Annotated in this window: 19 protein-coding genes; 6 read left to right on the top strand and 13 right to left on the bottom strand. The window is 68.1% G+C overall.

The genetic code is table 11. The annotated features are described in order from the left end of the window. Positions 1-50: 50 nt before the first annotated feature. Entirely contained in the window at positions 51-1451 is a 1401-nt protein-coding gene (locus ACTWQA_RS16510; RefSeq protein ID WP_443160090.1) for a sugar porter family MFS transporter, read from the top strand. A 93-nt stretch (positions 1452-1544) separates the two neighbouring features. On the opposite strand, the gene ACTWQA_RS16505 is transcribed toward ACTWQA_RS16510, so the two are convergent. From ACTWQA_RS16505 to ACTWQA_RS16495, 3 genes are all read right to left on the bottom strand, one after another. Further along, the gene (locus ACTWQA_RS16505) at positions 1545-2378 is read right to left on the bottom strand and encodes a CAP domain-containing protein (RefSeq protein WP_443160089.1); all 834 of its coding nucleotides are present in this window, start codon (positions 2376-2378) and stop codon (positions 1545-1547) included. Positions 2379-2755: 377 nt separating this feature from the next. Beyond that, positions 2756-5482 carry an aconitate hydratase AcnA gene (acnA, locus tag ACTWQA_RS16500; RefSeq protein WP_443160088.1) on the bottom strand — a complete coding sequence of 909 codons (2727 nt, stop codon included), beginning with the start codon at positions 5480-5482 and terminating at the stop codon, positions 2756-2758. A gap of 155 nt (positions 5483-5637) precedes the next feature. After that, complete coding sequence (locus ACTWQA_RS16495; protein WP_443160087.1) at positions 5638-6366, bottom strand: metal-dependent hydrolase; 729 nt, start codon at positions 6364-6366, stop codon at positions 5638-5640. Positions 6367-6655: 289 nt separating this feature from the next. Here ACTWQA_RS16495 and ACTWQA_RS16490 point away from each other — a divergent pair, with 289 nt between their 5' ends. The 3 genes from ACTWQA_RS16490 (at position 6656) to ACTWQA_RS16480 (ending at position 8663) form a co-directional block, all read left to right on the top strand. Further along, on the top strand, positions 6656-7387 hold the full coding sequence (locus ACTWQA_RS16490; protein ID WP_443160086.1) for a PadR family transcriptional regulator: 732 nt from the start codon (positions 6656-6658) through the stop codon (positions 7385-7387). Positions 7388-7415: 28 nt separating this feature from the next. Continuing rightward, positions 7416-7907 (top strand): DUF1707 SHOCT-like domain-containing protein, encoded by a 492-nt coding sequence (locus ACTWQA_RS16485; protein WP_443160085.1) that lies wholly within the window; start codon positions 7416-7418, stop codon positions 7905-7907. Positions 7908-7994: 87 nt separating this feature from the next. Beyond that, positions 7995-8663, top strand: a complete 669-nt coding sequence (locus ACTWQA_RS16480; protein ID WP_443160084.1) for a DUF6879 family protein — start codon at positions 7995-7997, stop codon at positions 8661-8663. Here the strand turns inward: ACTWQA_RS16480 and ACTWQA_RS16475 are convergent. From ACTWQA_RS16475 to ACTWQA_RS16435, 9 genes are all read right to left on the bottom strand, one after another. After that, the gene (locus tag ACTWQA_RS16475) at positions 8653-10992 is read right to left on the bottom strand and encodes a glycosyl hydrolase 2 galactose-binding domain-containing protein (RefSeq protein ID WP_443160083.1); all 2340 of its coding nucleotides are present in this window, start codon (positions 10990-10992) and stop codon (positions 8653-8655) included. The two genes, ACTWQA_RS16480 and ACTWQA_RS16475, sit on opposite strands and share 11 nt — an antisense overlap. A gap of 10 nt (positions 10993-11002) precedes the next feature. After that, a complete protein-coding gene (locus ACTWQA_RS16470) occupies positions 11003-11878 on the bottom strand; it encodes an ABC transporter ATP-binding protein (RefSeq protein WP_443160127.1) in 876 nt (291 codons plus the stop codon). After that, the gene (locus ACTWQA_RS16465; protein WP_443160082.1) at positions 11878-12819 is read right to left on the bottom strand and encodes an ABC transporter ATP-binding protein; all 942 of its coding nucleotides are present in this window, start codon (positions 12817-12819) and stop codon (positions 11878-11880) included. The genes ACTWQA_RS16470 and ACTWQA_RS16465 overlap by 1 nt, the downstream gene beginning before the upstream one ends. Beyond that, positions 12816-13700 carry an ABC transporter permease gene (locus tag ACTWQA_RS16460; RefSeq protein ID WP_443160081.1) on the bottom strand — a complete coding sequence of 295 codons (885 nt, stop codon included), beginning with the start codon at positions 13698-13700 and terminating at the stop codon, positions 12816-12818. Before ACTWQA_RS16460 ends, ACTWQA_RS16465 begins: the two co-directional genes overlap by 4 nt. Next, positions 13697-14692 (bottom strand): ABC transporter permease, encoded by a 996-nt coding sequence (locus ACTWQA_RS16455; protein ID WP_305922415.1) that lies wholly within the window; start codon positions 14690-14692, stop codon positions 13697-13699. Before ACTWQA_RS16455 ends, ACTWQA_RS16460 begins: the two co-directional genes overlap by 4 nt. A 71-nt stretch (positions 14693-14763) precedes the next feature. Then, positions 14764-16524, bottom strand: coding sequence for an ABC transporter substrate-binding protein (locus ACTWQA_RS16450; protein ID WP_443160080.1), 1761 nt, complete (start codon positions 16522-16524; stop codon positions 14764-14766). Between the two features lie 512 nt (positions 16525-17036). Further along, a complete protein-coding gene (locus ACTWQA_RS16445) occupies positions 17037-17804 on the bottom strand; it encodes a neutral zinc metallopeptidase (protein WP_443160079.1) in 768 nt (255 codons plus the stop codon). Between the two features lie 81 nt (positions 17805-17885). Beyond that, on the bottom strand, positions 17886-18221 hold the full coding sequence (locus ACTWQA_RS16440) for a type II toxin-antitoxin system PemK/MazF family toxin (RefSeq protein ID WP_305922620.1): 336 nt from the start codon (positions 18219-18221) through the stop codon (positions 17886-17888). Beyond that, positions 18202-18432, bottom strand: coding sequence for a hypothetical protein (locus tag ACTWQA_RS16435; RefSeq protein ID WP_443160078.1), 231 nt, complete (start codon positions 18430-18432; stop codon positions 18202-18204). Before ACTWQA_RS16435 ends, ACTWQA_RS16440 begins: the two co-directional genes overlap by 20 nt. Before the next feature lie 192 nt (positions 18433-18624). On the opposite strand from ACTWQA_RS16435, the gene ACTWQA_RS16430 reads away from it, so the two are divergent. Next, a complete protein-coding gene (locus ACTWQA_RS16430; RefSeq protein WP_443160077.1) occupies positions 18625-19365 on the top strand; it encodes a sulfite exporter TauE/SafE family protein in 741 nt (246 codons plus the stop codon). A gap of 7 nt (positions 19366-19372) precedes the next feature. Here ACTWQA_RS16430 and ACTWQA_RS16425 read toward each other — a convergent pair whose 3' ends face one another. After that, positions 19373-19816 carry a GrpB family protein gene (locus ACTWQA_RS16425; protein WP_443160076.1) on the bottom strand — a complete coding sequence of 148 codons (444 nt, stop codon included), beginning with the start codon at positions 19814-19816 and terminating at the stop codon, positions 19373-19375. 196 nt (positions 19817-20012) lie between these two features. On the opposite strand from ACTWQA_RS16425, the gene ACTWQA_RS16420 reads away from it, so the two are divergent. Further along, the gene (locus tag ACTWQA_RS16420; RefSeq protein WP_443160075.1) at positions 20013-21122 is read left to right on the top strand and encodes a sugar ABC transporter substrate-binding protein; all 1110 of its coding nucleotides are present in this window, start codon (positions 20013-20015) and stop codon (positions 21120-21122) included. The last annotated feature ends 40 nt before the right edge of the window (positions 21123-21162 follow it).

The following is a 21162-nucleotide window of genomic DNA, read 5'->3' as shown; positions in this document are numbered from 1 at the left end:
GATACGTCGCTGACGTGCGGGTATGTCCCGACCCCAGGGGAGGAACCCGCATGACGTCTCAGCGCACGCACCCCGAGCACCTGGGCCACGTGCTCTTCATCACGGCCGCCGCGGCCATGGGCGGGTTCCTGTTCGGGTACGACAGCGCCGTCATCAACGGCGCGGTCGTCGGGATCCGCAGGCACTTCGGCGTCGGGCCGGTCGAGATCGGGTTCGTGGTGGCCATCGCGCTGCTCGGGTCCGCCGCGGGCGCGTGGACGGGTGGCCGGTTGGCCGATCGGCTGGGGCGCACCAGGTCCATGCAGGTGGCGGCGCTGCTGTTCGCGGTGAGCTCGATCGGGCAGATGTTGCCGTTCGCGATCTGGGATCTCGCGGTGTGGCGGGTGATGGCGGGCTTCGCGATCGGCATGGCCTCGGTCCTGGCGCCCGCGTACATCGCCGAGGTGGCCCCGGCGGCCTACCGTGGCCGGCTCGGCTCCCTCCAGCAGCTGGCCATCGTGCTCGGCATCGCGGTCTCGCAGCTGGTCAACTACCTGATCGCCTGGCGGGCCGGCGGCGACGTGAACAACCACCTGGGGCCGCTGCAGGCGTGGCAGTGGATGCTGGGCGCCTGCGCGGTGCCGGCCCTGCTGTATCTGCTGTTCGCCCTGAACATCCCCGAGTCGCCCCGCTACCTCGTCATGAGAGGGCGCACCAGGCGGGCACGCGAGGTGCTGGCCGAGGTCGAGGGCGACGGGGTGGACATCGACGAGCGGATCTCGGAGATCCAGCACGTGTTGCGGACCCAGCGCGTGCCGGGCGTGAAGGACCTGCGCGGGCCGGCGCTCGGGCTGCTGCCGATCGTCTGGATCGGCATCGCCCTGTCGGTCTTCCAACAGTTCGTCGGCATCAACGTGATCTTCTACTACTCGACCGTGTTGTGGCAGTCGGTCGGCATCAACCAGGCCGACTCCCTGCTGATCAGCTTCTCCAGCTCGATTATCAACATCATCGGAACGTTCATCGCGATCTCGCTCGTGGACAAGATCGGCCGCAGGCCGCTGCTCATGATCGGCTCGGCCGGGATGGCGGTCTCGCTGGCCACCGCGGCGTGGGCGTTCAGCGCGGCCAGGGTCGCCGATGGCGCGGTCTCGTTGCCGGACCCGCAGGGGCCGATCGCGCTGATCGCGGCCAACGTGTTCGTGTTGTTCTTCGCGCTGTCGTGGGGCGTCGTGGTGTGGGTGCTGCTGGGCGAGATGTTCCCGAACCGCATCCGCGCCGCCGCCCTGGGTCTCGCCGCCGCGGCCCAGTGGATCGCCAACTGGGCGATCACGGTGTCGTTCCCGGCCCTGTCGGCGTGGAACCTGCCGCTCACGTACGCCGGGTACGCATTGTTCGCGCTGCTGTCGTACCTGTTCGTGGCCAAATACGTCAGAGAGACCAAGGGCCGCAAACTTGAGGAGATGGGTTGACGACGTGCTCGGCGTCTCGGCGTACCGCACCGCCTTCCCGCGGCCCGAGGCGCGGATCAGGCCGCAGGGAGAGGCGGTGGGTGGCCTAGCGCTTTACCGGGCCGCGAAGTCCTGGGTCCAGTAGATCCGGCCCTGGGAGTTCTTGGCCGCGCCGACGCCGATCAGGTTGAACCGGCAGTTCATGATGTTGGCACGGTGACCCGGGCTGTTCATCCAGCCCTGGACCACGGAGGCGGGCGACGGCTGGCCGAAGGCAATGTTCTCGGCCCAGGCCGATCCTCCCGTGAACCCGGCCGCCTTGATCCGGTCGGTGAAGCTGCGGCCGTCCCTGGAGGTGTGGTCGAAGTAGTTGTTCTTCGCCATGTCCTCGGAGTGGCCGAAGGCAGCGGCACGCAGCTGTGCGTCGTGCGTGAGCGGCCCGCAGCCGCCCTTGGCCCGCTCGGCGTTGGTCAGCCGGACGACCTCGTTCTCCTCGGCCGTGCCCACCGCCCCCGTCGAAGGCGTCGCGGTGGGGGAGCCCGACGGCGTCGGGGTGGGAGTGCTGCTGCTGTCCGGGGAGCAGGACAACCTGGCCGCCCTGGACTTGGCGATGGTACGGCCGCGGAGGTCGGTGGCGAGGGCGTAGTAGACGCCGGGCTCGCAGGCCACCGCGACCTTGACGCGGCCGTTCCCGGTGGCCCCGCTCTTGACCACGGGGTCGCGGCCGGGGACGGCGCGCTTGATCCGGATGCGCAGCAGCGCGGATGAGAAACAGCCGCGGCGGGCGGCAAAGGATTCGATCTTCAATGCGCTGTTGAGCCGGGGCTTGGCCACGCTGACGCGGCACCTGGCTGCCTCCGACGCCGTTGCGGCCTCGGCCGCCGTGACCGGGACGCAGAGCGCGGCCAGGCTCACGAAGCCGGCGAGTACCCCAAGGGGTCTACGCATAGGGGGTTTCCTCCAGTTGCGGTAGACGCTGGATGGCTCCGCATTCTGTCGGGACCGCAACCCATTTGTCATCAAATTCGCAATATTCCGGTGTTGTGGGGGTAAACCAAAGTGATCGTTGAAGCGTCTGCGCCGGACGATCGGCCGGTCCTGCCGGCCGGACCGAAACCCATCGGAGGCTTGTGACGTTCGACACGGCCGGCTGCCCCCGAAAACGCGAAAGCCGCCCGGCGGGGGTTTCCCGCCGGGCGGCTCTCATGTGTCGGGTGGTTCCCCCGATACGGGCGCGTGAGGATCGCGCCCCACCCCCGGCTCGACGAAACTGCCAAGGGCTCCCGGCTCCCGCCCGGCTCATGACCGGACGGGTGCGGGAAGATCTACTTGGCGAGCAGCGAACGCAGCACGTACTGCATGATGCCGCCGTGCCGGTAGTAGTCGGCCTCGCCGGGCGTGTCGATGCGGACCACCGCGTCGAACTCGACATCGCCCGCCTTGACGTGCACCGTCTGCGGGATGCCGCCCTTGTTGAGCTCCTCGACGCCCGTGATGTCGAACGTCTCCTCGCCCGTCAGCCCGAGGGATGCGGCGGACGCGCCCTCGGGGAACTGCAGCGGCAGCACGCCCATGCCGATCAGGTTGGAGCGGTGGATGCGCTCGTAGGACTCCGCGATGACCGCTCGCACGCCCAGCAGCGCCGTGCCCTTGGCCGCCCAGTCGCGCGAGGAGCCCGAGCCGTATTCCTTGCCCGCCAGCACCACCAGCGGCGTCCCCGCGGCCGCGTAGTTGACCGAGGCGTCGTAGATGAACGACACCGGGCTCTCGGGCTGGGTGAAGTCGCGGGTGTAGCCGCCCTCGGTGCCGGGGGCGATCTGGTTGCGCAGGCGGATGTTGGCGAACGTGCCCCTGATCATCACCTCGTGGTTGCCGCGCCGCGAGCCGTAGGAGTTGAAGTCCTTGACCTCGACCCCGTTGGCCTGCAGGTATTGCGCGGCCGGGGTGCCGGCCTTGATGGAGCCGGCCGGCGAGATGTGGTCGGTGGTGACCGAGTCGCCGACCTTGACCAGCACGCGGGCGCCCGCGATGTCCGTGACCGGCTCCGGCTTCTCCGGCATGCCGTCGAAGTAGGGCGCCTTGCGGACGTAGGTCGAGTCCGGGTCCCACTCGAAGGTGTTGCCGGTCGGGATCGGCAGCGAGCGCCAGTGGTCGTCGCCCTTGAACACGTCGGCGTAGTCACGCTCGAACATGTCGCGGCCGATGGAGGAGTTGACCACGGCGGAGATCTCCTCCGGCGACGGCCAGATGTCCTTGAGGTAGACCGGCTCGCCGTCGGTGCCGAGGCCGAGCGGCTCGGTGTCGAGGTCGATGTCCATGGTCCCGGCCAGCGCGTACGCCACCACGAGCGGCGGCGAGGCCAGGTAGTTCATCTTGACGTCGGGGTTGATGCGGCCCTCGAAGTTGCGGTTGCCCGAGAGCACGGCCGTGACCGCGAGGTCGTTGGCCTGGATGGCCTCGGAGATCTCCGTCGGCAGCGGCCCCGAGTTGCCGATGCAGGTGGTGCACCCGTAGCCGACCAGGTTGAAGCCGATCTTGTCGAGGTAGGGCTGCAGCCCGGAACGCTCGAAGTAGCCGGTGACCACCTGCGACCCGGGGGCCAGCGAGGTCTTGACCCACGGCTTGCGGGTCAGGCCCTTGTCGACGGCGTTGCGGGCCAGCAGTGCCGCGCCGAGCATGACGAAGGGGTTGGAGGTGTTGGTGCACGAGGTGATCGCGGCGATCGAGACGATGCCGTGGTCGATCTCGAACGACGTGCCGTCGGCCATCGTGACCGGGACCGGCTTGTGCGGCCGGCCGCCGTTGGCCGCGGCGTTGGAGGCGGGCGCGTCGGAGGCGGGGAACGACTCCTCGCCCTCCTCCTCGCCCTCGGCCACGTAGTTCTGCACGTCGTGGCGCCAGGTGCTCTTGGCGGCCGACAGCGCGATGCGGTCCTGCGGGCGCTTGGGCCCGGCGATGGACGGCACGACGGTGGCCAGGTCGAGCTCGATGTATTCGGAGAACTCCGGCTCGGGCGCGGAGGGGTCGAGCCAGAGGCCCTGCGTCTTGGCGTACGCCTCGACGAGCGCGATCTGCTCCTCGCTGCGGCCGGTCAGCCGCAGGTAGTCGACGGTCTGGCCGTCGATCGGGAAGATGGCGCAGGTGGAGCCGAACTCGGGGCTCATGTTGCCGATCGTCGCCCGGTCGGCCAGCGGCACGGACGCCACGCCCTCGCCGTAGAACTCCACGAACTTGCCGACCACGCCGTGCTTGCGCAGGATCTCGGTGATCGTCAGGACCAGGTCGGTGGCGGTCGCGCCGGCCGGGAGCTGGCCGTTGAGCTTGAAGCCGACCACCCGCGGGATCAGCATGGAGATCGGCTGGCCGAGCATCGCGGCCTCGGCCTCGATGCCGCCGACGCCCCAGCCGAGGACGCCGATGCCGTTTTCCATGGTGGTGTGGGAGTCGGTGCCGACGCAGGTGTCGGGGTAGGCCTTGCCGTCGCGGGTCATGACCACGCGGGCCAGGTGCTCGATGTTGACCTGGTGGACGATGCCGGTGCCGGGCGGCACGACCTTGAACTCGTCGAAGGCCGTCTGGCCCCAGCGCAGGAACTGGTAACGCTCGCGGTTGCGCTCGTACTCCCGCTCCACGTTGCGCTGGAAGGCGTCGGGGTGGCCGAAGAAGTCGACGATGACCGAGTGGTCGATGACCATCTCGGCAGGTGCGAGCGGGTTGATGCGGGCCGGGTCGCCGCCGAGGTCGCGGACGGCCTCACGCATGGTGGCCAGGTCGACCACGCACGGCACGCCGGTGAAGTCCTGCATGATCACGCGCGCGGGCGTGAACTGGATCTCCACGCTCGGCGTCGCCTTGGGGTCCCACGATCCCAGCGCCCGGATGTGGTCGGCGGTGATGTTGGCGCCGTCCTCGGTGCGAAGGAGGTTTTCCAGCAGGATCTTCAGGCTGTACGGGAGGCGTGCGGCGCCCTCGACGGCATCCAGCCGGAAAATTTCGTAAGACGCGTCGCCGACGCGTAGCGTGTCACGGCTGCCGAAGCTGTTCGCGGACACGGTGATTCGCCTCCTCCATCAGACAGGGTTCCAGACCAAATCCTGCCGCACTCCCGGAGGAGCATGCATGTTAGGTAAACCTAACTCGCAGGCCCGGAGTACTGCGGCACAGATGTCTCGACGTCAAGATATCTCTAGAGTATCTCGACATCAAGTTAAACGGGCGCCAGGCGCCAGAACAGCAGGCCGATGATCGCGACCGACAGGATCGGCGCCAGGATCTTCTGCTCGAACGTCTTGCCCGTCTTGATGCCGATCTTCCACGGCAGCATGAACTTCGCGCCCAGCGGCCACAACACCGGACAGCCCCGTTCGGTCATGCAGTCGCCTACCACATGGATCAGGCAGCCGATCGCCACGGCCAGCCCCAGCCACGCGTACCCGACGGACAGCGAGAGGAAGACGGCGTAGAGCCCGGCGGTCAGCCCGACGTTGATCATGGCGGACCCCATCTTGTTTCCCGGGATCCCGATGCCCACCGCGCGCAGCGCGAGACCGATGAGCAGCACGACCATGATGTCGCGGCCGATGGGATAGGTGTTGGCCAGCCAGTGCGCCCCGAACCCCATCGCCACGGCGAAGGCCAGCGAGTGCGTGGCGCCGCGGTGCCCGCCGCTGATCCACGACACGGCCTTGCTGAGCCCCCACGTGACCGGCCCGAACGTCTGAGCGATGGTCGCGCTCGGGTGGTCGAGGTCGGGCAGCATCGCGGCGCCCGCGCAGACCACGGCGCCCGCGATCAGCTCGGCGGGGCCTAACGCGCCCGCCATGATCCCTGTCTCGATGAACCGGGAGGACTCGGTCAGCAGCGGCAGCGCCGCCAGCGGCGGCGCCAGCCCCAACCAGGCGATGGCCCCGGTCAACGCATGCGTGTGCCCCATCATGATCGGGACTGTACGGCAAAGAAGCCCTTTACGCGGTGAAGCGGGGCCGGACACGGCGAAGCATGAGCCGGAAACGCAGACGAGGTCGTCTCCGCGGCGACAGCACCCCCCAGCCCTGCCGACGCGGAACGACCTCGTCTGCTCTGAACAACGACCCTCTCCCCAATCCTGTTCCCGGATTCCGCAACTTTTTCGTGATCTGGATCACTCTTGGTCGGCGCTTGCGAACGACACGCTATCGATATATCGTTGACGCATCGAGAACAGATCACGATATAGGGGGAAACCTATGAGTTCCGCACAAACAGCAGGAGGGCACTGGCCCGGCGCACACGAATACCGTCAGGCGGCCCGCGAGGCCAAGCAGGCAGCCCGCGAGGCGTTCAAGACCTTGTCTGAGGCCTTCGAGCAGATGGGTGGCCGGCACCACCACCACGAGCACCGGGAGCGCGGCCCGCGGCGCGGTCCAGGACCGTTCCCGTTCGACTTCGGGCGGGGCGGTCCCTGGGGCGGCCCCGGCGGGCCGTGGGGCGGTCACCGTGGCTGGGGCGGCAGGGGCCGCAAGGCCAAGCGGGGCGACGTGCGCGCCGCGATCCTGGCCCTGCTCGCCGAGCAGCCGCGCAACGGCTACCAGATCATCCAGGAGATCGCCGAGCGCAGCGAGGGCGGCTGGAAGCCCAGCCCGGGCGCCGTCTACCCGGCGCTGCAGCAGCTCACCGACGAGGGCCTGGTGGTCTCGGAGGAGAGCGAAGGCCGCAAGACCTTCCGCCTTACCGACGAAGGCCGCACTTACATCGAGGCGCACGCCGACGAGGTCCGCGCCCCGTGGGACGAGATGCGCCCGGACATCGACGACAACACCGCCGATCTCTGGCACATCGCCCGCCAGTCGGCCTTCGCGATGATGCAAATTCTCCAAACCGGAAACGACGCACAAATCCGGGAAGCGCGTAAGACTTTGGTAGAGACCCGGCGCAAGCTCTACCAGATCCTGGCAGACGACGAACCGGGCGAGGAGTGACCGGGCTACGGGGACCGAGGAGTCGGGTATGGAGCGTGACGACCTGCGCATCGGCGATGCCGAGCGTGAGCAGACGATGGCCGCCCTGCGTGAGCACTTCGCGCAGGGCCGCCTGACCCACGAGGAGCTCGACGAGCGGCTCGACCGGACGCTGACCGCCAAGACCGGCCGGGACCTGACGCAGATCACGGCCGACCTGCCCGGGCATCAGCCCACTCCGCAGCACGCCATGGACGACTGGCGCGCCTCGATGATGGCGAACCGCTACCAGGTCGAGGCCATGCGGCAGGCCCATAGCGACATGCGCCAGGCCCAAAGGGAGATGCGGCGGCAGTGGCACCGCCACGGGCACCCGTTGCGGCAGCATCACCGGGGCCCGCACCCGTTCGTCGGCGTGCTGTTCGTGCTCATGGTGTTGAGCCTGATCTTCGGGCTCGGCATCTTCAAGGTGCTGTTCGCGCTGTTCGTGGGCGCGATGGTCTTCAGCCTGATCCACCGGCGTTTCCACTATCGCCGCTGAGGTCCGTCCAGGTCGGTTTTGGGCCTTGACCCTGTCGTGGGCTGAACTGATGATCTGGGCGGGCCTTAAACGCGAAAGGGACGCCGCATGACCGAGGGCACTCCGGCCAACCCGTTCGCCGCCGTCGCGCACGCCGACGGGCTCGACCTGGACGTGCCGGACTATCAGTCCCGATTCGACCGCGACCACACCGCACGCACCGAGCCGATGTGGAAGCTGGAGCGCGCCCAGGTGTTCTACGAGCCGGACGTGGCGAGCTGGCGGGCCATGATGGACGGTGACTGGGCGGGCTCGCTGGCCCTGGCCGAGCGCATGACCGGGCCGCTGGAGGATTACTTCCGCAGCCGCGTGCCGGTCTGGCGGGTGCGGGTCGTGGAGTTCCCGATCACCGCGTACCTGCAGTGGGAGCTGCACGTGCTGGCCGTGCGCGCCCGGGCCGGATCACCCTGCCGGGTGGTGCCCGCCGAGCGGGTCGCCGCCCTCGACCCCCTGCCCGAGCTGGTGATCTTCTCGCCGTCCCTCATGTACGAGGTGCTCTACGACCGCTACGGCGGCTGCGGGGGAGGCCGGCGCATCACCGATCCCCATGTCGTGGCCCCCTGCCTGCGGGCGGTGCGGGAGTTGTACGCCGGCGGCGAGGACGTGCTGCGCTTCCACGAGCGCGAGATCGCGCCGCTGCCGCCGCCGGTCGTCACCGACGCGATGCGGGCCGCGGTGCCCGCGTACGCGCACCGCACCGAGGAGTTCAGGGTCTGACCTCGTTCACGCACCGCAGCACGGGAAAGCTCGTCAACGCCCCGGCGTCCAGATCCCTGGCCGTGGTGACCTGGAAGACCGCGCTCTCGCCCGGCAGCAGGGTGACGAGCTGGTCGTCCACGGTCGCGTCCGGGTCGAGCCGGTCGGGGAAGATCGCGAGCTCCCGCAGCAGACTGATCGCGGTCACGATCACCCGGTAGCCGCCGGACGACCGCTCGACGTAGGCGTCGTAGGCCGCGTCGGGCAACGCCACGGCGGTGTCCTCGGCGTAGAGGCGCACCACGCGGACGTGGCCCAGCCGGGCGGCGAGCAGCTCCCGCGCCGGGTCGTCGGGCACGGCGACCGGCTCCGGCAGCGTCACCTTGGTCACCGACCGGGGGGCCACGTGCACGGCCACGACCTCCTTGGCCAAAGGCTCGCCCGACAGGCTCTGCCGGACCAGCTGCAGCTCACCCGACCAGGGCTCGGGCAGGTCGTTGACCAGGGCGAGCTCGCCGTCCTGCACGGTGAGCAGCCGGTGGGCGTAGGCGCGGCGCAGCGCGTACCAGAGCGGCTTGCGGCGGCCGTCGCCGTCGACGGCAGACCACGACGTCACCGGCCAGCAGTCGTTGAGCTGCCAGACGATCGTGCCCATCGTCCAGGGCATGAGCGAGCGGAACCGCTCGATCCCGAACGTCACCGCCCGCGCCTGGTTGAGCTGCGTCAGGTAGTGCCAGTCGTCGAACGTCTCAGGCCGCGGCAGGTGCTCGCCCAGCCCGCGCAGCAGCTTGGCGCGCCCGTCGATCGCCTTCTGGTGCGCGGAGTCCGGCGTCAGCGGCTCGTCGGAGGAGGCCCGGCGCAGGGTCGCGTACGCGGGCGGCCCCTGGAAGCCGAACTCGGCCACGAACCGGGGCCGGTAGGCGGCGTACCGGGAGTAATCCTCGCGGTTCCAGACGTCCCAAATATGGATCGTGCCACGCGCGGGGTCGTCCGGCGGCAGGCCGGGCGCGCCCGAGTAAGGACTGCCCGGCCAGTACGGGCGCGTGGGGTCGAGCTCGGCGACGATCCCGGGGAGCAGGTCGTAGTAGAACCCCGCCCCCCAGCTGCGCCCCTCGAGCCGCTCCTGCCAGCCCCAGTCGGCGTGGCCCTCCAGGTTCTCGTTGTTGCCGCACCACACCACCAGACTGGGATGCGGGGCGAGCCGGGACACGTTCTCCCTGGCCTCCGCGGCCACCTCGGAGCGGAACGGCTCCTCCTCCGGGTAGGCGGCGCAGGCGAACGGGAAGTCCTGCCAGACCATCAGGCCCAGCTCGTCGGCCAGGTCGTAGAAGTCGTCGCTCTCGTACAGGCCGCCGCCCCAGACCCGCAGCAGGTTGACCCCTGCGTCCGCGGCCTGCCCAAGCCGCTCGGCCAGGCGTTCCCTGGTGACGCGGGAGGGGAAGCAGTCGTCGGGGATCCAGTTGACGCCCTTGACGAAGACCGGGACGCCGTTGACCTCGAGCCTGAACGCCTCACGCTCCAGCTCCACGGACCGGAACCCGATCCTGCCCCGCCATACGTCCTCGCCGAGGCGGACGGCCAGATCGTAGAGGGGCTGGTCGCCGTATCCGCGTGGCCACCACGGCTCGGGGCCGGAGACCTGGAGCGAGAGCACGGCGGCCCGCCCGTCCACGCGTTGCTCCGCGGTGACCCCGGCGATCTCGGCGGACAGCGTGAGCGGCTCCTCGGCGGTCCGCTCGACGCGGACGTGCACGTGCACCGTGCCGTCCGCATGCGCAAGCGGGCGCACCTCCGCCAGCCGGGCGCCGCTCCAGCTCTCCAGCCCGATCGGCCGCCAGATCCCGGCCGTGACCAGCGTGGGACCCCAGTCCCAGCCGAAGTTGCAGGCCATCTTGCGGATGAAGGGATAGGGCTCGTCGTAGGCGCCCGGCCGCGTCCCGAGCGCCGCCCGCCGCTCCTCGGCGTAGGCGTAGGCCGAACCGAAGGTCACCGTCAGCTCGTTGTCACCGTCCCGCAGCAGGTGGCGGACAGGAAAGCGGTAGGAGCGGTGCTGGTTGGCCGTGCTGCCGACGCGCACCCCGTTGAGCTCGATCGCGGCGACCGTGTCCAGGCCCTCGCACACCAGGTCCGTGCGCTCGTGCTCGTCCGGCGACCAGGCGAACGTGGTGCGGTAGGTCCATTCCGTCCGGCCGATCCAGGCCAGGCGGTGCTCGTGGTCGTCGAGATAGGGGTCGTCGATGATCCCGGCCGCGAGCAGATCGATGTGCACGCAGCCGGGCACGGTCGCGGCCACGCCCGTGATGTCCTGCGACGACAGGGTCCAGCCGTCGTGCAGCGGACGGTAGGTCAAGTAGATCTCCTTAGCAGGTTTCGAGCTGGGCGCAGGCCACGAAATGCCCCGGTCCGGCCTCCAACAGGGCCCCGGTCGCGCCGCGCTCGTGGTAGAGGCAGCTGTCCACGGCCGCGGCGTCGGCCCACTCCTCGTGCAGGCGCGGCACCGCCGACAGCAGTTCGCGCGTGTACGGGTGCAGCGGGTCGCCGAAGACCTTGTCCGTCAGCCCCATCTCCACCACGCCGCCCTTGCGCAGCACCACCGTGCGCTCGGCCAGGTAGTTGCCGAGCGACAGGTCGTGCGTGATGTAGAGCACGCCGAGTCCTCTGGTCTTCAGCTCGGCCAGCAGGTTGAGCACGTCGATGCGGGTGGAGGCGTCCAGCATGCTGGTGATCTCATCGGCCACCAGCAGCTTGATGTCCAGCAGCAGCGCCCGGGCGATGAGCAGGCGCTGCAGCTGGCCGCCGCTGAGCTGGTGCGGATACTTGCCGAGCACCTGGTCCGGATTGAGCCGCACGTCCCGCAGCGCGGCGCGCACCCGCTCGTCCCACTCCTGCTCGGGCACCGCCGGGTAGTACGACTCCTTGATCATGGCGAACACGCGGTCGGCCTTGAACACCGGGTTGAACGAGCTGAACGGATCCTGGAAGATCCCCTGGACATGGCGGTAGTACTCCTTGGCGCCGCGCACCGGCCGCCCGTCGAACGTGATCGAGCCGCTGGTCACCGGGTTCAGCCCGAGGATCATGCGGCCGATCGTGCTCTTGCCGCTGCCGCTCTCCCCGATCAGGGAGACGACCTCGCCGGGCACGACGTCGAAGCTGACGCTCCGCACGGCCGCGACGGTCTTGCCGCCGAAGGCGCCGACCTTGAATTCCTTGGTGACGTCGTCGAGTCTCAGCATCATGCCTTCCAGCAGGCGACGTGGTGGGCGGGCGCGATCTCGACCACCGGCGGCTCCTCGGCGCACTCGTCCCCGGCGATCGGGCAGCGATCGCGGAAGCGGCAACCGGCCGGCGGGTTCAGCAGCGACGGCGGGCTGCCGGCGATGCCCTCCAGCCGGCGCTCGGCGTACCGCACGCCGACCTCGGGCAGGGAGTCCAGGAGCAGCCTCGTGTACGGGTGCCGCGGCGCCTTGACGATCACGTCGGCGGGCGCCTTCTCGGCCAGCTTGCCCGCGTACATGACCATGATCGTGTCGGCGATGTGGTGGGTGAGCGCGAGGTCGTGGGTGACGAAGATCATGCTCTTGACGTAGCCGCTGTCGCGGAAGCCGAGCAGGGCGCGGGCGACGGCCTTCTGGGTGGAGACGTCCAGCGCGGAGGTGACCTCGTCGGCGATCAGCAGCGACGGGTCGAGCAGCGTGGAGATGACCATCACCATGCGCTGCTTCATGCCGCCCGACAGCTCGATCGGGTAGCGGTCGAGCACCTCGCGCGGCAGCCCGACCTGGTCCATCCGGCGCTCCAACTCCGCGGTGTCGAGGGTCGCGCCCCGGGACTTGAGCAGCTCGGTCACCATCCTGCGGATCTTGCGGGTGGGGTTGAGCGCGCTCATGGCGTACTGCGGGATGAGGGAGACCTCCTTGAAGCGGAAGTCGTTCATCCTGCGGTCGTCGGCGATCGGCAGCTCCGTGCCGTCGAGCTCCACGCGGCCGCCCACGTGCTGCATGCGGCCGTCCATGCGGATGAGGCTCTTGCCCAGCGTGCTCTTGCCGCAGCCGGACTCGCCGACCAGGCCGAGGATCTCGCCGTCGCCGAGGTCGAAGGACATGCCGTCGAGGGCGCGTACCTCGCCCTTCAGCGTCCTGTAGTGCACGCGCAGCTCGCTGACCCGCAGACTCATGTCTCCCTCAGCTTCGGGTTGAAGACCTCGTCGAGGCCGACGTTGGCCACGTACAGGGCGCCCACGATGGCCGTGATGGCCGCGCCCGGCGGCACGAACCACCACCACATGCCTAACTGGAGTGCGCTCCACTGGGTGGCGTTCTGCAGCATCAACCCCAGCGAGACCCCCTCGGTGGGGCCGAGGCCGATGAAGTCCAGCGAGGAGGCGATGAGCACCGAGCCGCCGAACAGCAGGATGAACGTCATGAACAGGTAGGAGCTCATGTTCGGCGCGACCTCCCTGGCGATGATCCGCCCGGTGCCCGAGCCGCTCATCCTGGCCAGGTCCACGAACTCCCGCGTACGCAGCGAGAACGTCTGCGCCCTGATCGCCCGCGCCGCCCACGGCCACTGCGTCAGCCCGATGAACAGCCCCTGCACGGCCACGCTGCGGATGCCCAGATACGCGTTGATGATCAGCAGCACGGCCAAGGTCGGGATGACCAGGATGATGTTGGTCAGCATGTTGAGCACCTCGTCGACGATGCCGCCGAGGTAGCCGGCCACGAAGCCGACGACCATGCCGATGACCGCGGCGATGCCGCCGCCGATCACGCCGACCGCGAAGGTGCTGCGCAGCCCGTGCACGAACTGGGCGAAGATGTCCTGGCCGAACGTGCTGGTGCCGAGCCAGTACTCGCCGGAGGGCGGGCTCATGGGCTTCGGGCCGTACTGGTTGGGCGCGGCGTCCACGAACAGCGGCCCGATCATGCCCAGCACGAGCAGCGCGAGCACGATGCCGAGGCCGGTCATCAGCTTGCCGTTGCGCACCGCGAAGTACAGCGCCTCGCGCCGCACCCCGGCCCGCTCGCGCGGGGCGACTTCCTGGAGCGTCGTCATGCCTGCGCACCCGCCATTCCCGCCCTGGTCCGCGGATCGACCACGACGTAGACGATGTCGATGATGAAGTTGGCGATCAGCACGCCGAGCACGATGAACAGGAACGAGCCCTGGAGCAGGAAGAAGTCCTTGTTCTTGATGGCGTTGAGAATCAGGCTGCCGAGGCCCGGATAGGCGAAGACGATCTCGGTGACCAGCGCTCCGGCCACCAGCACGCCCAGCTGCAGCGCCAGGCCGGTGATCTGCGGCAGGACGGCGTTGCGGAAGGCATACCTGCGGATCAGCCTGGACGGGGCGCCGAGCGCCGACAGGTAGTTGGAGTAGTCGGACTCCAGCTCATAGATGATCATGTTGCGCATGCCGATGGCCCAGCCGCCCAGCGCCACCAGGAACAACGACAGGAACGGCAGCGTCCAGTGGTGCACCAGGTCGAGCATGAAGGTCCACGACCAGTTGGGGCGCATCGAGAAGCTGTAGCCGCCGGCGACCGGGAAGAAGCCGCCGATCACGCCGAGCGCCCACGCCAGGAGCACCGCCAGCCACATGTACGGCATGGCCGTCAACACGTACCCGACCGGGAGCACGGTGTTGTCGAGGAGCTTGCGGCGGGCGGCGTACGCGCCGAACTGGTTGCCCACCACCCAGCTGAGCAGCACCGACGGGACGATCAGCGCCAGCGTGTACGGCACCGCGTTGATGATCACGTCGCTGACCGGCGTCGGGAACAGCCAGATGCTCAGCCCGAAGTCGCCCCTGAACAGGGCGCCCCAGAAGTTCAGATACTGCTGCCACAGCGGCTGGTCGAAGCCGAAGAGGTTGTTGTAGTAGGCCCGCATGGCCTCCACGGCCTCGGGCCTGGTCACGTTGGCCCTGGCCACCATGCTGGCGACGGGGTCACCCGGCATGAAGCGCGGGATCATCCAGTTGACCGTGACCGCGACGAAGAAGGTCAATCCGTAGATGAGGAGTTTTCTGCCGAAATAACGACGCACGTGCGGCTCTCCGGGAAGGCCCCCCGCTCGGCGAGCGGGGGGCTAAGGGGTTGGCGGGGTCGAGGGGCCGATCAGGAGCCGGAGGGCTGGAGCTGGGTGAGGCTCTCGAAACCGCCGAGTTCGAGCCAGTTACGCCACATGACGGCGCCGGTCTTGGGAGCGCTGCCCGCGCCGGACGGCCAGTTCTTCCACACGGAGTTGCTGGACTGCGCCCACAGGCCGTTGTACCAGAGCGGGATCACCGGCATGTCGTCCAGGTGGATCTGCTGGAGCTGTGAGATGATCTTCTTCATGCCCTCGACGTCGTCGGTCTTGACCTGGTCGAGCTGCTGCACCAGGTCCCAGGCCTTCTTGTTCTCGTAACGGGCGAAGTTGACGGTGTTCTGCTGCTTCTGGATCGGCAGCTGGAACATGTACTCGTAGTAGGTGTACGGCGAGTTCGACAGCTGCCGCTCGTTGTTGATCAGCAGGTCGTAGTCGCCCTTCGCGCGCTTCTCGACCAGCGCGTTGAAGTCGGGGAAGTCCGGCGTGATCTGGATGCCGGCGCCCTTGGCGCTGGTCGCGATGGACCGGGCCGACTCCATCCAGTCGGTCCAGCCGGACGGCACGATGAGCGTCAGGTTCATCTTGGAGCCGTCCTTGTTCTCCACGAACCCGTCGCCGTCGGTGTCCTTGTAGCCGGCGTCCGACAGCAGCTTCTTGGCCTTGGCGGCGTCGAACGCGAACCCGGAGGAGGAGACCACGTTCTGGTCCACGAACTGCTCCCACTGCGGCAGCAGGCCGGTCGGGCTGGAAGCCTTGACCAGGTTGCCGTAGACGCCCTCGACGATCTGCTTGGTGTCGATGGAGGAGGCCAGCGCCTTGCGGAAGGCCGGGTCGTTCATCGGCTTCTTGGTGTTGTTGGGCACCAGCCAGGCGGTGTTGGCGGACAGGTGGTACGGCGGCTCGGCGTAGTAGGTCGTCAGGCCGAAGTTGCCCTTGACCAGGTTCGCCACGCCGGGCAGGAAGTTGTTGGACAGGTCCAGGCCCTTCTGCATCAGCAGACCCAGCGCGACCTCGTTGCTCGGGGTGGCGATGTCCACGATGTAGCGGGGCTTGGGCTCCATGTTCAGTGCCGTCTTGCCCCACCAGTCGTCGCGGCGCTGCAGCACCACGCGGTCCTGGTCCTTGCTCATGAACTTGTACGCGCCGGTGCCGACCGGGTTCTCGTTGACCCCGTCCAGGACCTCCTTCTCCGAGCGGCCCTTCCAGATGTGCTCGGGCACGATCGTGCGGCCGTAGAGGTTGAAGTCCCACTGCTGGTAGTTGGCCTTGGAGAAGGTGAACGTCACCGTCTGGTCGTCAACGGCCTCGACGGTCTTCAGCCAGGTCCACAGGTTGTGGTACGGGATCGTCTCCATCTTGCCGAGCTCGAACGAGAACACCACGTCCTTGGCGGTCAGCGGCTGCCCGTCGGACCACTTGATCCCCTGGCGCAGCTTGACCTGATAGGTGGAGTCGTCGGCCCACGAGCCGCTCTCGGCCAGCCACGGGGTGAGCTTGGCCGCGGTGGTGTCGTAGTGGAACAACGTCTCGTACACCAGGCCCTTGGTGCCCACGGCCGAGTCCCATTCCCTGATCGGGTTGAAGTTGGCCGGTGGACCCCATTGCGTGCCCGTGGTGTAGAGCGTCTCGCTACGCGGCAGCTGATCGGGGTTGGCAGGAGCCGCCGCGCCCTGGCTCCCCTGTGTCTGACCGGCCGGCGGGGTCGGCGTGGATCCGCCGCCGGTGCAGGCCGTGGCGAGCAGGCCCGCCGCCACGAGCGGAATCATGATCCGAGCCCGGTTACGCATCGCTTCTCTCCTTCCCTCCGCGCGTCTGGCGCGAAGGTTCGCACGTGTGCTTCAACACCCCGATGGGCCGGGCTCGGACGGGCCCCGCGCCTGCTGGTGCCGGGTTTGCTGGGAGCGCTCCCACACGTAACGCAAGCACGCTCCGCCTATGAGACCGGTGAGCGATCACTCTTCAGTAGTCACAGGTCACGCGACCCTGCTGAACCGGATAAGTACCGCGAACGTAAATTCCGCATGTCCATGCCGTCAATAGCCGTGACGCTTTCGAGACGTCCGTTTGGAAGCGCTCCCATGCCGCCGCCGCGGCCTCATCCAGCACGAACACCCGCCCGCCGAGGCGACGACTAACCGGTTCAACGAGGCCGCTGAACGGCACCCTCGCACACGGCGGCAGGGCGGCACGGCGACAGGGCCGCACGGCGACAGGGCGGCACGGCGACAGGGCGGCACGCGACACGGCGGCACGGCGGCACGGCGACACGGCCGTGTGGCGGCGGCGTGGAAGTCGTCGGTCAGGAGACCTTCGAGGTGGGCGCCGACCAGGTGTCGCAGGCGGCGGGGGACAGGGCCCGATACCCGCGCTTGAGCCAGTAGACACGGGTGGCGCCCTTGCCATGGCTGCGGTAATCATCGCCGTCATCCCCGCTGGCCCGGGTGACATCGACGAGCGCCTCCCAGTCGCGCCCCGTACGGTCCAGCGATCCCCACACGCTGCCCAGGAACACACCGGCCAGGCAGTCGGCCTGCAACTCGTAGCGCCGCTTCAGTTCGTCCTGACGCACCGGCTCGGCCCGCACCCGTACTTCGTAGGCGCCCCGCACCCCGGTGAGGCTCTGCAGATGATGCCCGTACTCATGGGCCGCCACCTTGAACGGAAAGAGATCAGTCCTGTCCTCGATCCACCGCCCGGTGAGCGGGAACACCAACGTGCCGCGCTCAGTGCAGTAGAAGGCCGCCGCGTGCTCAGGCCACGCCACCCCGCAGACGGTGCTCTGGGGCTCCTCGAAGTAGAGCACGACCGGCTTGTGGAACGTCCACCGCGTCCGCTTGAAGTACGCCGCCCACGACTTGTCCAGACATTTCACGACGCCCTGGAGATACTCCCGCGTCCGTGGAATCCCTCCCGAACTGATCGCCGTCTCCGGACACGACGTGATCGCCAGCTTGCCGGCCTTCTTGGGGAAAGCGACTGGGGCCGCCTGGGCGCTCTGGGCGGGTACGCAGGCGATCGCCAGGCTCGCGACGAGCGTCAGGGCACGCTTGAGTGGGAGGGATTGCACGATGGGCAGCTTAACGATCAGTGGCGTGTGGCACGATGGGGATGCCACCCGGCGAACTACTATTTCGCCGGGCGGCAAGCCTCATAGCATTCGGTTGAGCGCGGTGATCGCTTCTGCGACGACGTCGTCAGGTGCGTTGCCAATGAAGAAGTCGAGCCTGTCGGGCGAGATCGCGCGCACCTGCTCGATCATCGCCCAACTGGTCTTGGTTAGCCCCGTGCCCTTGCCGCCAATGCGAATATGAGAAACATATCCGCGCTCACGGCTGGTCAGCGGCACCGCCCAGACGAGCCCCAGCCTCGATCGGTTGAACTGGTCGTTGCTGAGAATCATGGCCGGACGATCGAAGCCTTGCTCGCGACCGATGGGGCGGGGATCGAACCGTGTGAACCAGATCTCACCTTGCGTTAGTTTCATCCTTCTCCTCGGGGAATGTGATCAGTCCTTCCCACTCCGGTGCGATCTGACGGGAGCGTGGCCGTGGACCCAGGAAGGCCTCGCGCTCGGCGAGGTATTCGGCCCAGCCCTCCGGGTCTTCGCGCTGGGTCCGCTCGATCTGTTCGTTGAGGGTCTGCCAGAACAGCTTCTGCTCGTAGTCGGCGATGGCTTCGTTAAGCACCTCGGTCATGGTTCGGCCCTCCTGCCGGGCGATTCGGGCTAGACGGTCTCTGGTGTCGACGCTGACGCGTATCGTCGTCGCAGCTTTAGGCTTCATGCTCATACTCGACAGGCTACGTCGGCGTCTTGGAAACCATACCCCGGAGCGGTTACTCTCGCAGCAGGAACGGCAACGGAGCGTAAAGATGGTTGACTCTCGTTCATGACTAATGCCGCATTGGTGCTGATCCTTGCCGGTCTGGCGGTTTTCGTCGGTGCGATCGTCCAGGGCGCCGTGGGTTTCGGCCTTGGCCTGGTCGCAGCGCCCGTGCTCACCTTGCTCAATCCCGAGCTGATGCCGGGCGCGATTCAGGTCGTCAACATGACGTTGCCGCTGTTCACGCTGGCCGCCGAATGGCGGAAGGTGGACTGGCGCGGGCTGGGCTTCGCGGTGCTCGGCAGGATCCCTGGCAGCGTCCTCGGCGCACTCATAGTTGTCTACGTTTCTGTCTACACACGCGGCATCTTCGTCGCGGTCATGGTGCTCGTCGCGGTGGCATTGACCGCCAGGGCGCTGAGCGTGCCGCGCAACGGTGTGACGATCACGTCGGCGGGTTTCGTGTCGGGGATCACCGGCACCGCCACGGGCATCGGCGGGCCGCCTCTCGCGCTGGTCTATCAGAACGCCAAGGGCCCGCAGATTCGCGCGACACTGGCGATGTTCTTCTTCCTCAGCGCGGCGCAGTCGCTGGCCATCCTGGCCCTGGTGGATGAGTTGCCGTCCCGGGCGCTGACGACGGGGGCGATCCTCATCGTGCCGATGGTGCTGGGCTTCTTGGTGTCGGGGCCGTTGCGGCGCTATCTCGACGGCGGGAAGGTGCGTGCGGGCGTCCTGGTCGTGGCGGCGGCCTCGGCGGCGGCGTTGATCGTGCAGAACGTGGTCAGCCAGGTCATGGCACCCTGAGGACGCCTCACGCGTCGCTGGGACCGGGTCGCCAGCCGACGCCCTGAGCCCACGTGTCGGCCCGCCGCACGACGTCCCAGACGTACGGCTCCTTGGCCGCGACGTATTTCTCCCGTTCGTCGCGAAAGCGCTCCGCGCAGCGCCGTTTCGCCTCGGCGAACTCGGCCGCTGCGGCGGGGTGGACGCGCAGGTAGTCGCGGAACAGTCCCGCCCGATGCATCAGTCCCAGACGTTCCAGCGGAGCCTTGAACGCCTCCAGCGGCTCGAAGGAGCGTACCGAGATCTGGATGTCGATCACCGGCTTGGCGGCCAGACCGGGAACGGACGTCGACCCGATGTGATCGATGCGCACCGCGACGTCGCCGAGCGCCGAACGCATCGCCGCGCCCAGTGCGGCGAACCGCGCCGGCCAGCCCCGGTCGTAGTCCACGACTTCGACGAGATCTGCCATGCCCGGATTGTCCCAGGAAGGTCCTGGTGGTGCACAGGTGGCGAGGAGGAGTCGGGGAGATTGAGGTGGCGTTTCTGGATTGTTACCGGATACAACAAACTCCCGGCCCCCAGCCTCTTCCAAAGCAGGCCGTCCCGGAATACGTTGCCGCAAACAACATTCATCCGGGCCCCTCCGGAAGAAAGGACCCTGCACCATGCGCAAGGGGATCCTCAGCTTGACCGCCGCGGCAGCCGCGCTCGCCCTCGGTCTCACCGCCTGCGGGGGCGATAGCGGTCAGACCACGTCGACGTCGACCGCATCGGCCCCCGCGGCCAAGGCGGGAAAGATCGGCGTCATCCTGCCGGACAGCAAGTCGTCCGCCCGGTGGGAGACGGCGGACCGCAAGTACCTGCAAGAGGCGTTCACGACAGCCGGCGTCCAGTACGACATTCAGAACGCCCAGAACGACAAGACGGCGTTCCAGACCATCGCCGACCAGATGATCACGAACGGCGCCACCGTTCTGATGATCGTCAACCTCGACAGCGGCACCGGCAAGACGGTCATCGAGAAGGCCAAGTCTCAAGGTGTGCCGACGATCGACTACGACCGGCTGACGCTCGGCGGCGGCGCCGCCTACTACGTCAGCTTCGACAACACCAAGGTCGGCACGCTCCAGGGCGAAGGCCTCACCAAGTGCCTGACCGACAAGAAGGCCGAAAAGCCGATCGTGGCTTACCTGAACGGCTCGCCGACCGACAACAACGCGACGCTGTTCAAGAGCGGCTACGACGGGGTGCTCAAGCCGAAGTTCGACTCCGGCGACTACGTCAAGGGCCCCGAGCAGTCGGTGCCCGACTGGGACAACACCCAGGCAGGAACGCTGTTCGAGCAGATGCTGACCGAGCAGCCGAAGATCGCCGGCGTGCTGGCCGCCAACGACGGCCTGGGCAACGCCGCCATCACCGTGCTGAAGAAGAACAACCTCAACGGCAAGGTGCCGGTCACCGGCCAGGACGCCACCGTCCAGGGCCTGCAGAACATCCTCGCGGGTGACCAGTGCATGACCGTCTACAAGGCGGTCAAGAAGGAGGCCGACGCCGCGGCCAAGCTCGCGGTGGCGCTGGCCAAGGGTGAGAAGCCCACGGCCGCCTCGAGCGTCAAGGACCCGGAGACCGGTCAGGACGTGCCTTCCGAGCTCATGGATCCCCAGGCCATCTACTTCGACAACGTCAAGGACGTGGTGGCCGACGGTTACGTGACCAAGGAGGAACTGTGCACCGGTGACTTCGCCGCGAAGTGCACCGAGGCCGGAATCCAGTGAGTCCATGGGGGCGCGGCCGCCGGTCGCGCCCCCTTGAGGG

Origin of the sequence: Nonomuraea sp. 10N515B (genome assembly GCF_052245915.1) — a bacterium.
Taxonomy (GTDB): domain Bacteria; phylum Actinomycetota; class Actinomycetes; order Streptosporangiales; family Streptosporangiaceae; genus Nonomuraea.
Note: the sequence above shows the minus strand (reverse complement) of the source record. Positions and strands in the feature narration are given on the sequence as shown.

Bases quoted from the DNA above. Each gene is read 5' to 3' on its own strand.
- ACTWQA_RS16510 (WP_443160090.1), top strand. From the start codon at position 51: ATGACGTCTCAGCGCACGCACCCCGAGCACCTGGGCCACGTGCTCTTC.
- ACTWQA_RS16505 (WP_443160089.1), bottom strand. From the start codon at position 2,378: ATGCGTAGACCCCTTGGGGTACTCGCCGGCTTCGTGAGCCTGGCCGCG.
- ACTWQA_RS16495 (WP_443160087.1), bottom strand. From the start codon at position 6,366: ATGATGGGGCACACGCATGCGTTGACCGGGGCCATCGCCTGGTTGGGG.
- ACTWQA_RS16490 (WP_443160086.1), top strand. From the start codon at position 6,656: ATGAGTTCCGCACAAACAGCAGGAGGGCACTGGCCCGGCGCACACGAA.
- ACTWQA_RS16485 (WP_443160085.1), top strand. From the start codon at position 7,416: ATGGAGCGTGACGACCTGCGCATCGGCGATGCCGAGCGTGAGCAGACG.
- ACTWQA_RS16480 (WP_443160084.1), top strand. From the start codon at position 7,995: ATGACCGAGGGCACTCCGGCCAACCCGTTCGCCGCCGTCGCGCACGCC.
- ACTWQA_RS16470 (WP_443160127.1), bottom strand. From the start codon at position 11,878: ATGCTGAGACTCGACGACGTCACCAAGGAATTCAAGGTCGGCGCCTTC.
- ACTWQA_RS16465 (WP_443160082.1), bottom strand. From the start codon at position 12,819: ATGAGTCTGCGGGTCAGCGAGCTGCGCGTGCACTACAGGACGCTGAAG.
- ACTWQA_RS16460 (WP_443160081.1), bottom strand. From the start codon at position 13,700: ATGACGACGCTCCAGGAAGTCGCCCCGCGCGAGCGGGCCGGGGTGCGG.
- ACTWQA_RS16450 (WP_443160080.1), bottom strand. From the start codon at position 16,524: ATGCGTAACCGGGCTCGGATCATGATTCCGCTCGTGGCGGCGGGCCTG.
- ACTWQA_RS16440 (WP_305922620.1), bottom strand. From the start codon at position 18,221: ATGAAACTAACGCAAGGTGAGATCTGGTTCACACGGTTCGATCCCCGC.
- ACTWQA_RS16435 (WP_443160078.1), bottom strand. From the start codon at position 18,432: ATGACCGAGGTGCTTAACGAAGCCATCGCCGACTACGAGCAGAAGCTG.
- ACTWQA_RS16430 (WP_443160077.1), top strand. From the start codon at position 18,625: ATGACTAATGCCGCATTGGTGCTGATCCTTGCCGGTCTGGCGGTTTTC.
- ACTWQA_RS16425 (WP_443160076.1), bottom strand. From the start codon at position 19,816: ATGGCAGATCTCGTCGAAGTCGTGGACTACGACCGGGGCTGGCCGGCG.
- ACTWQA_RS16420 (WP_443160075.1), top strand. From the start codon at position 20,013: ATGCGCAAGGGGATCCTCAGCTTGACCGCCGCGGCAGCCGCGCTCGCC.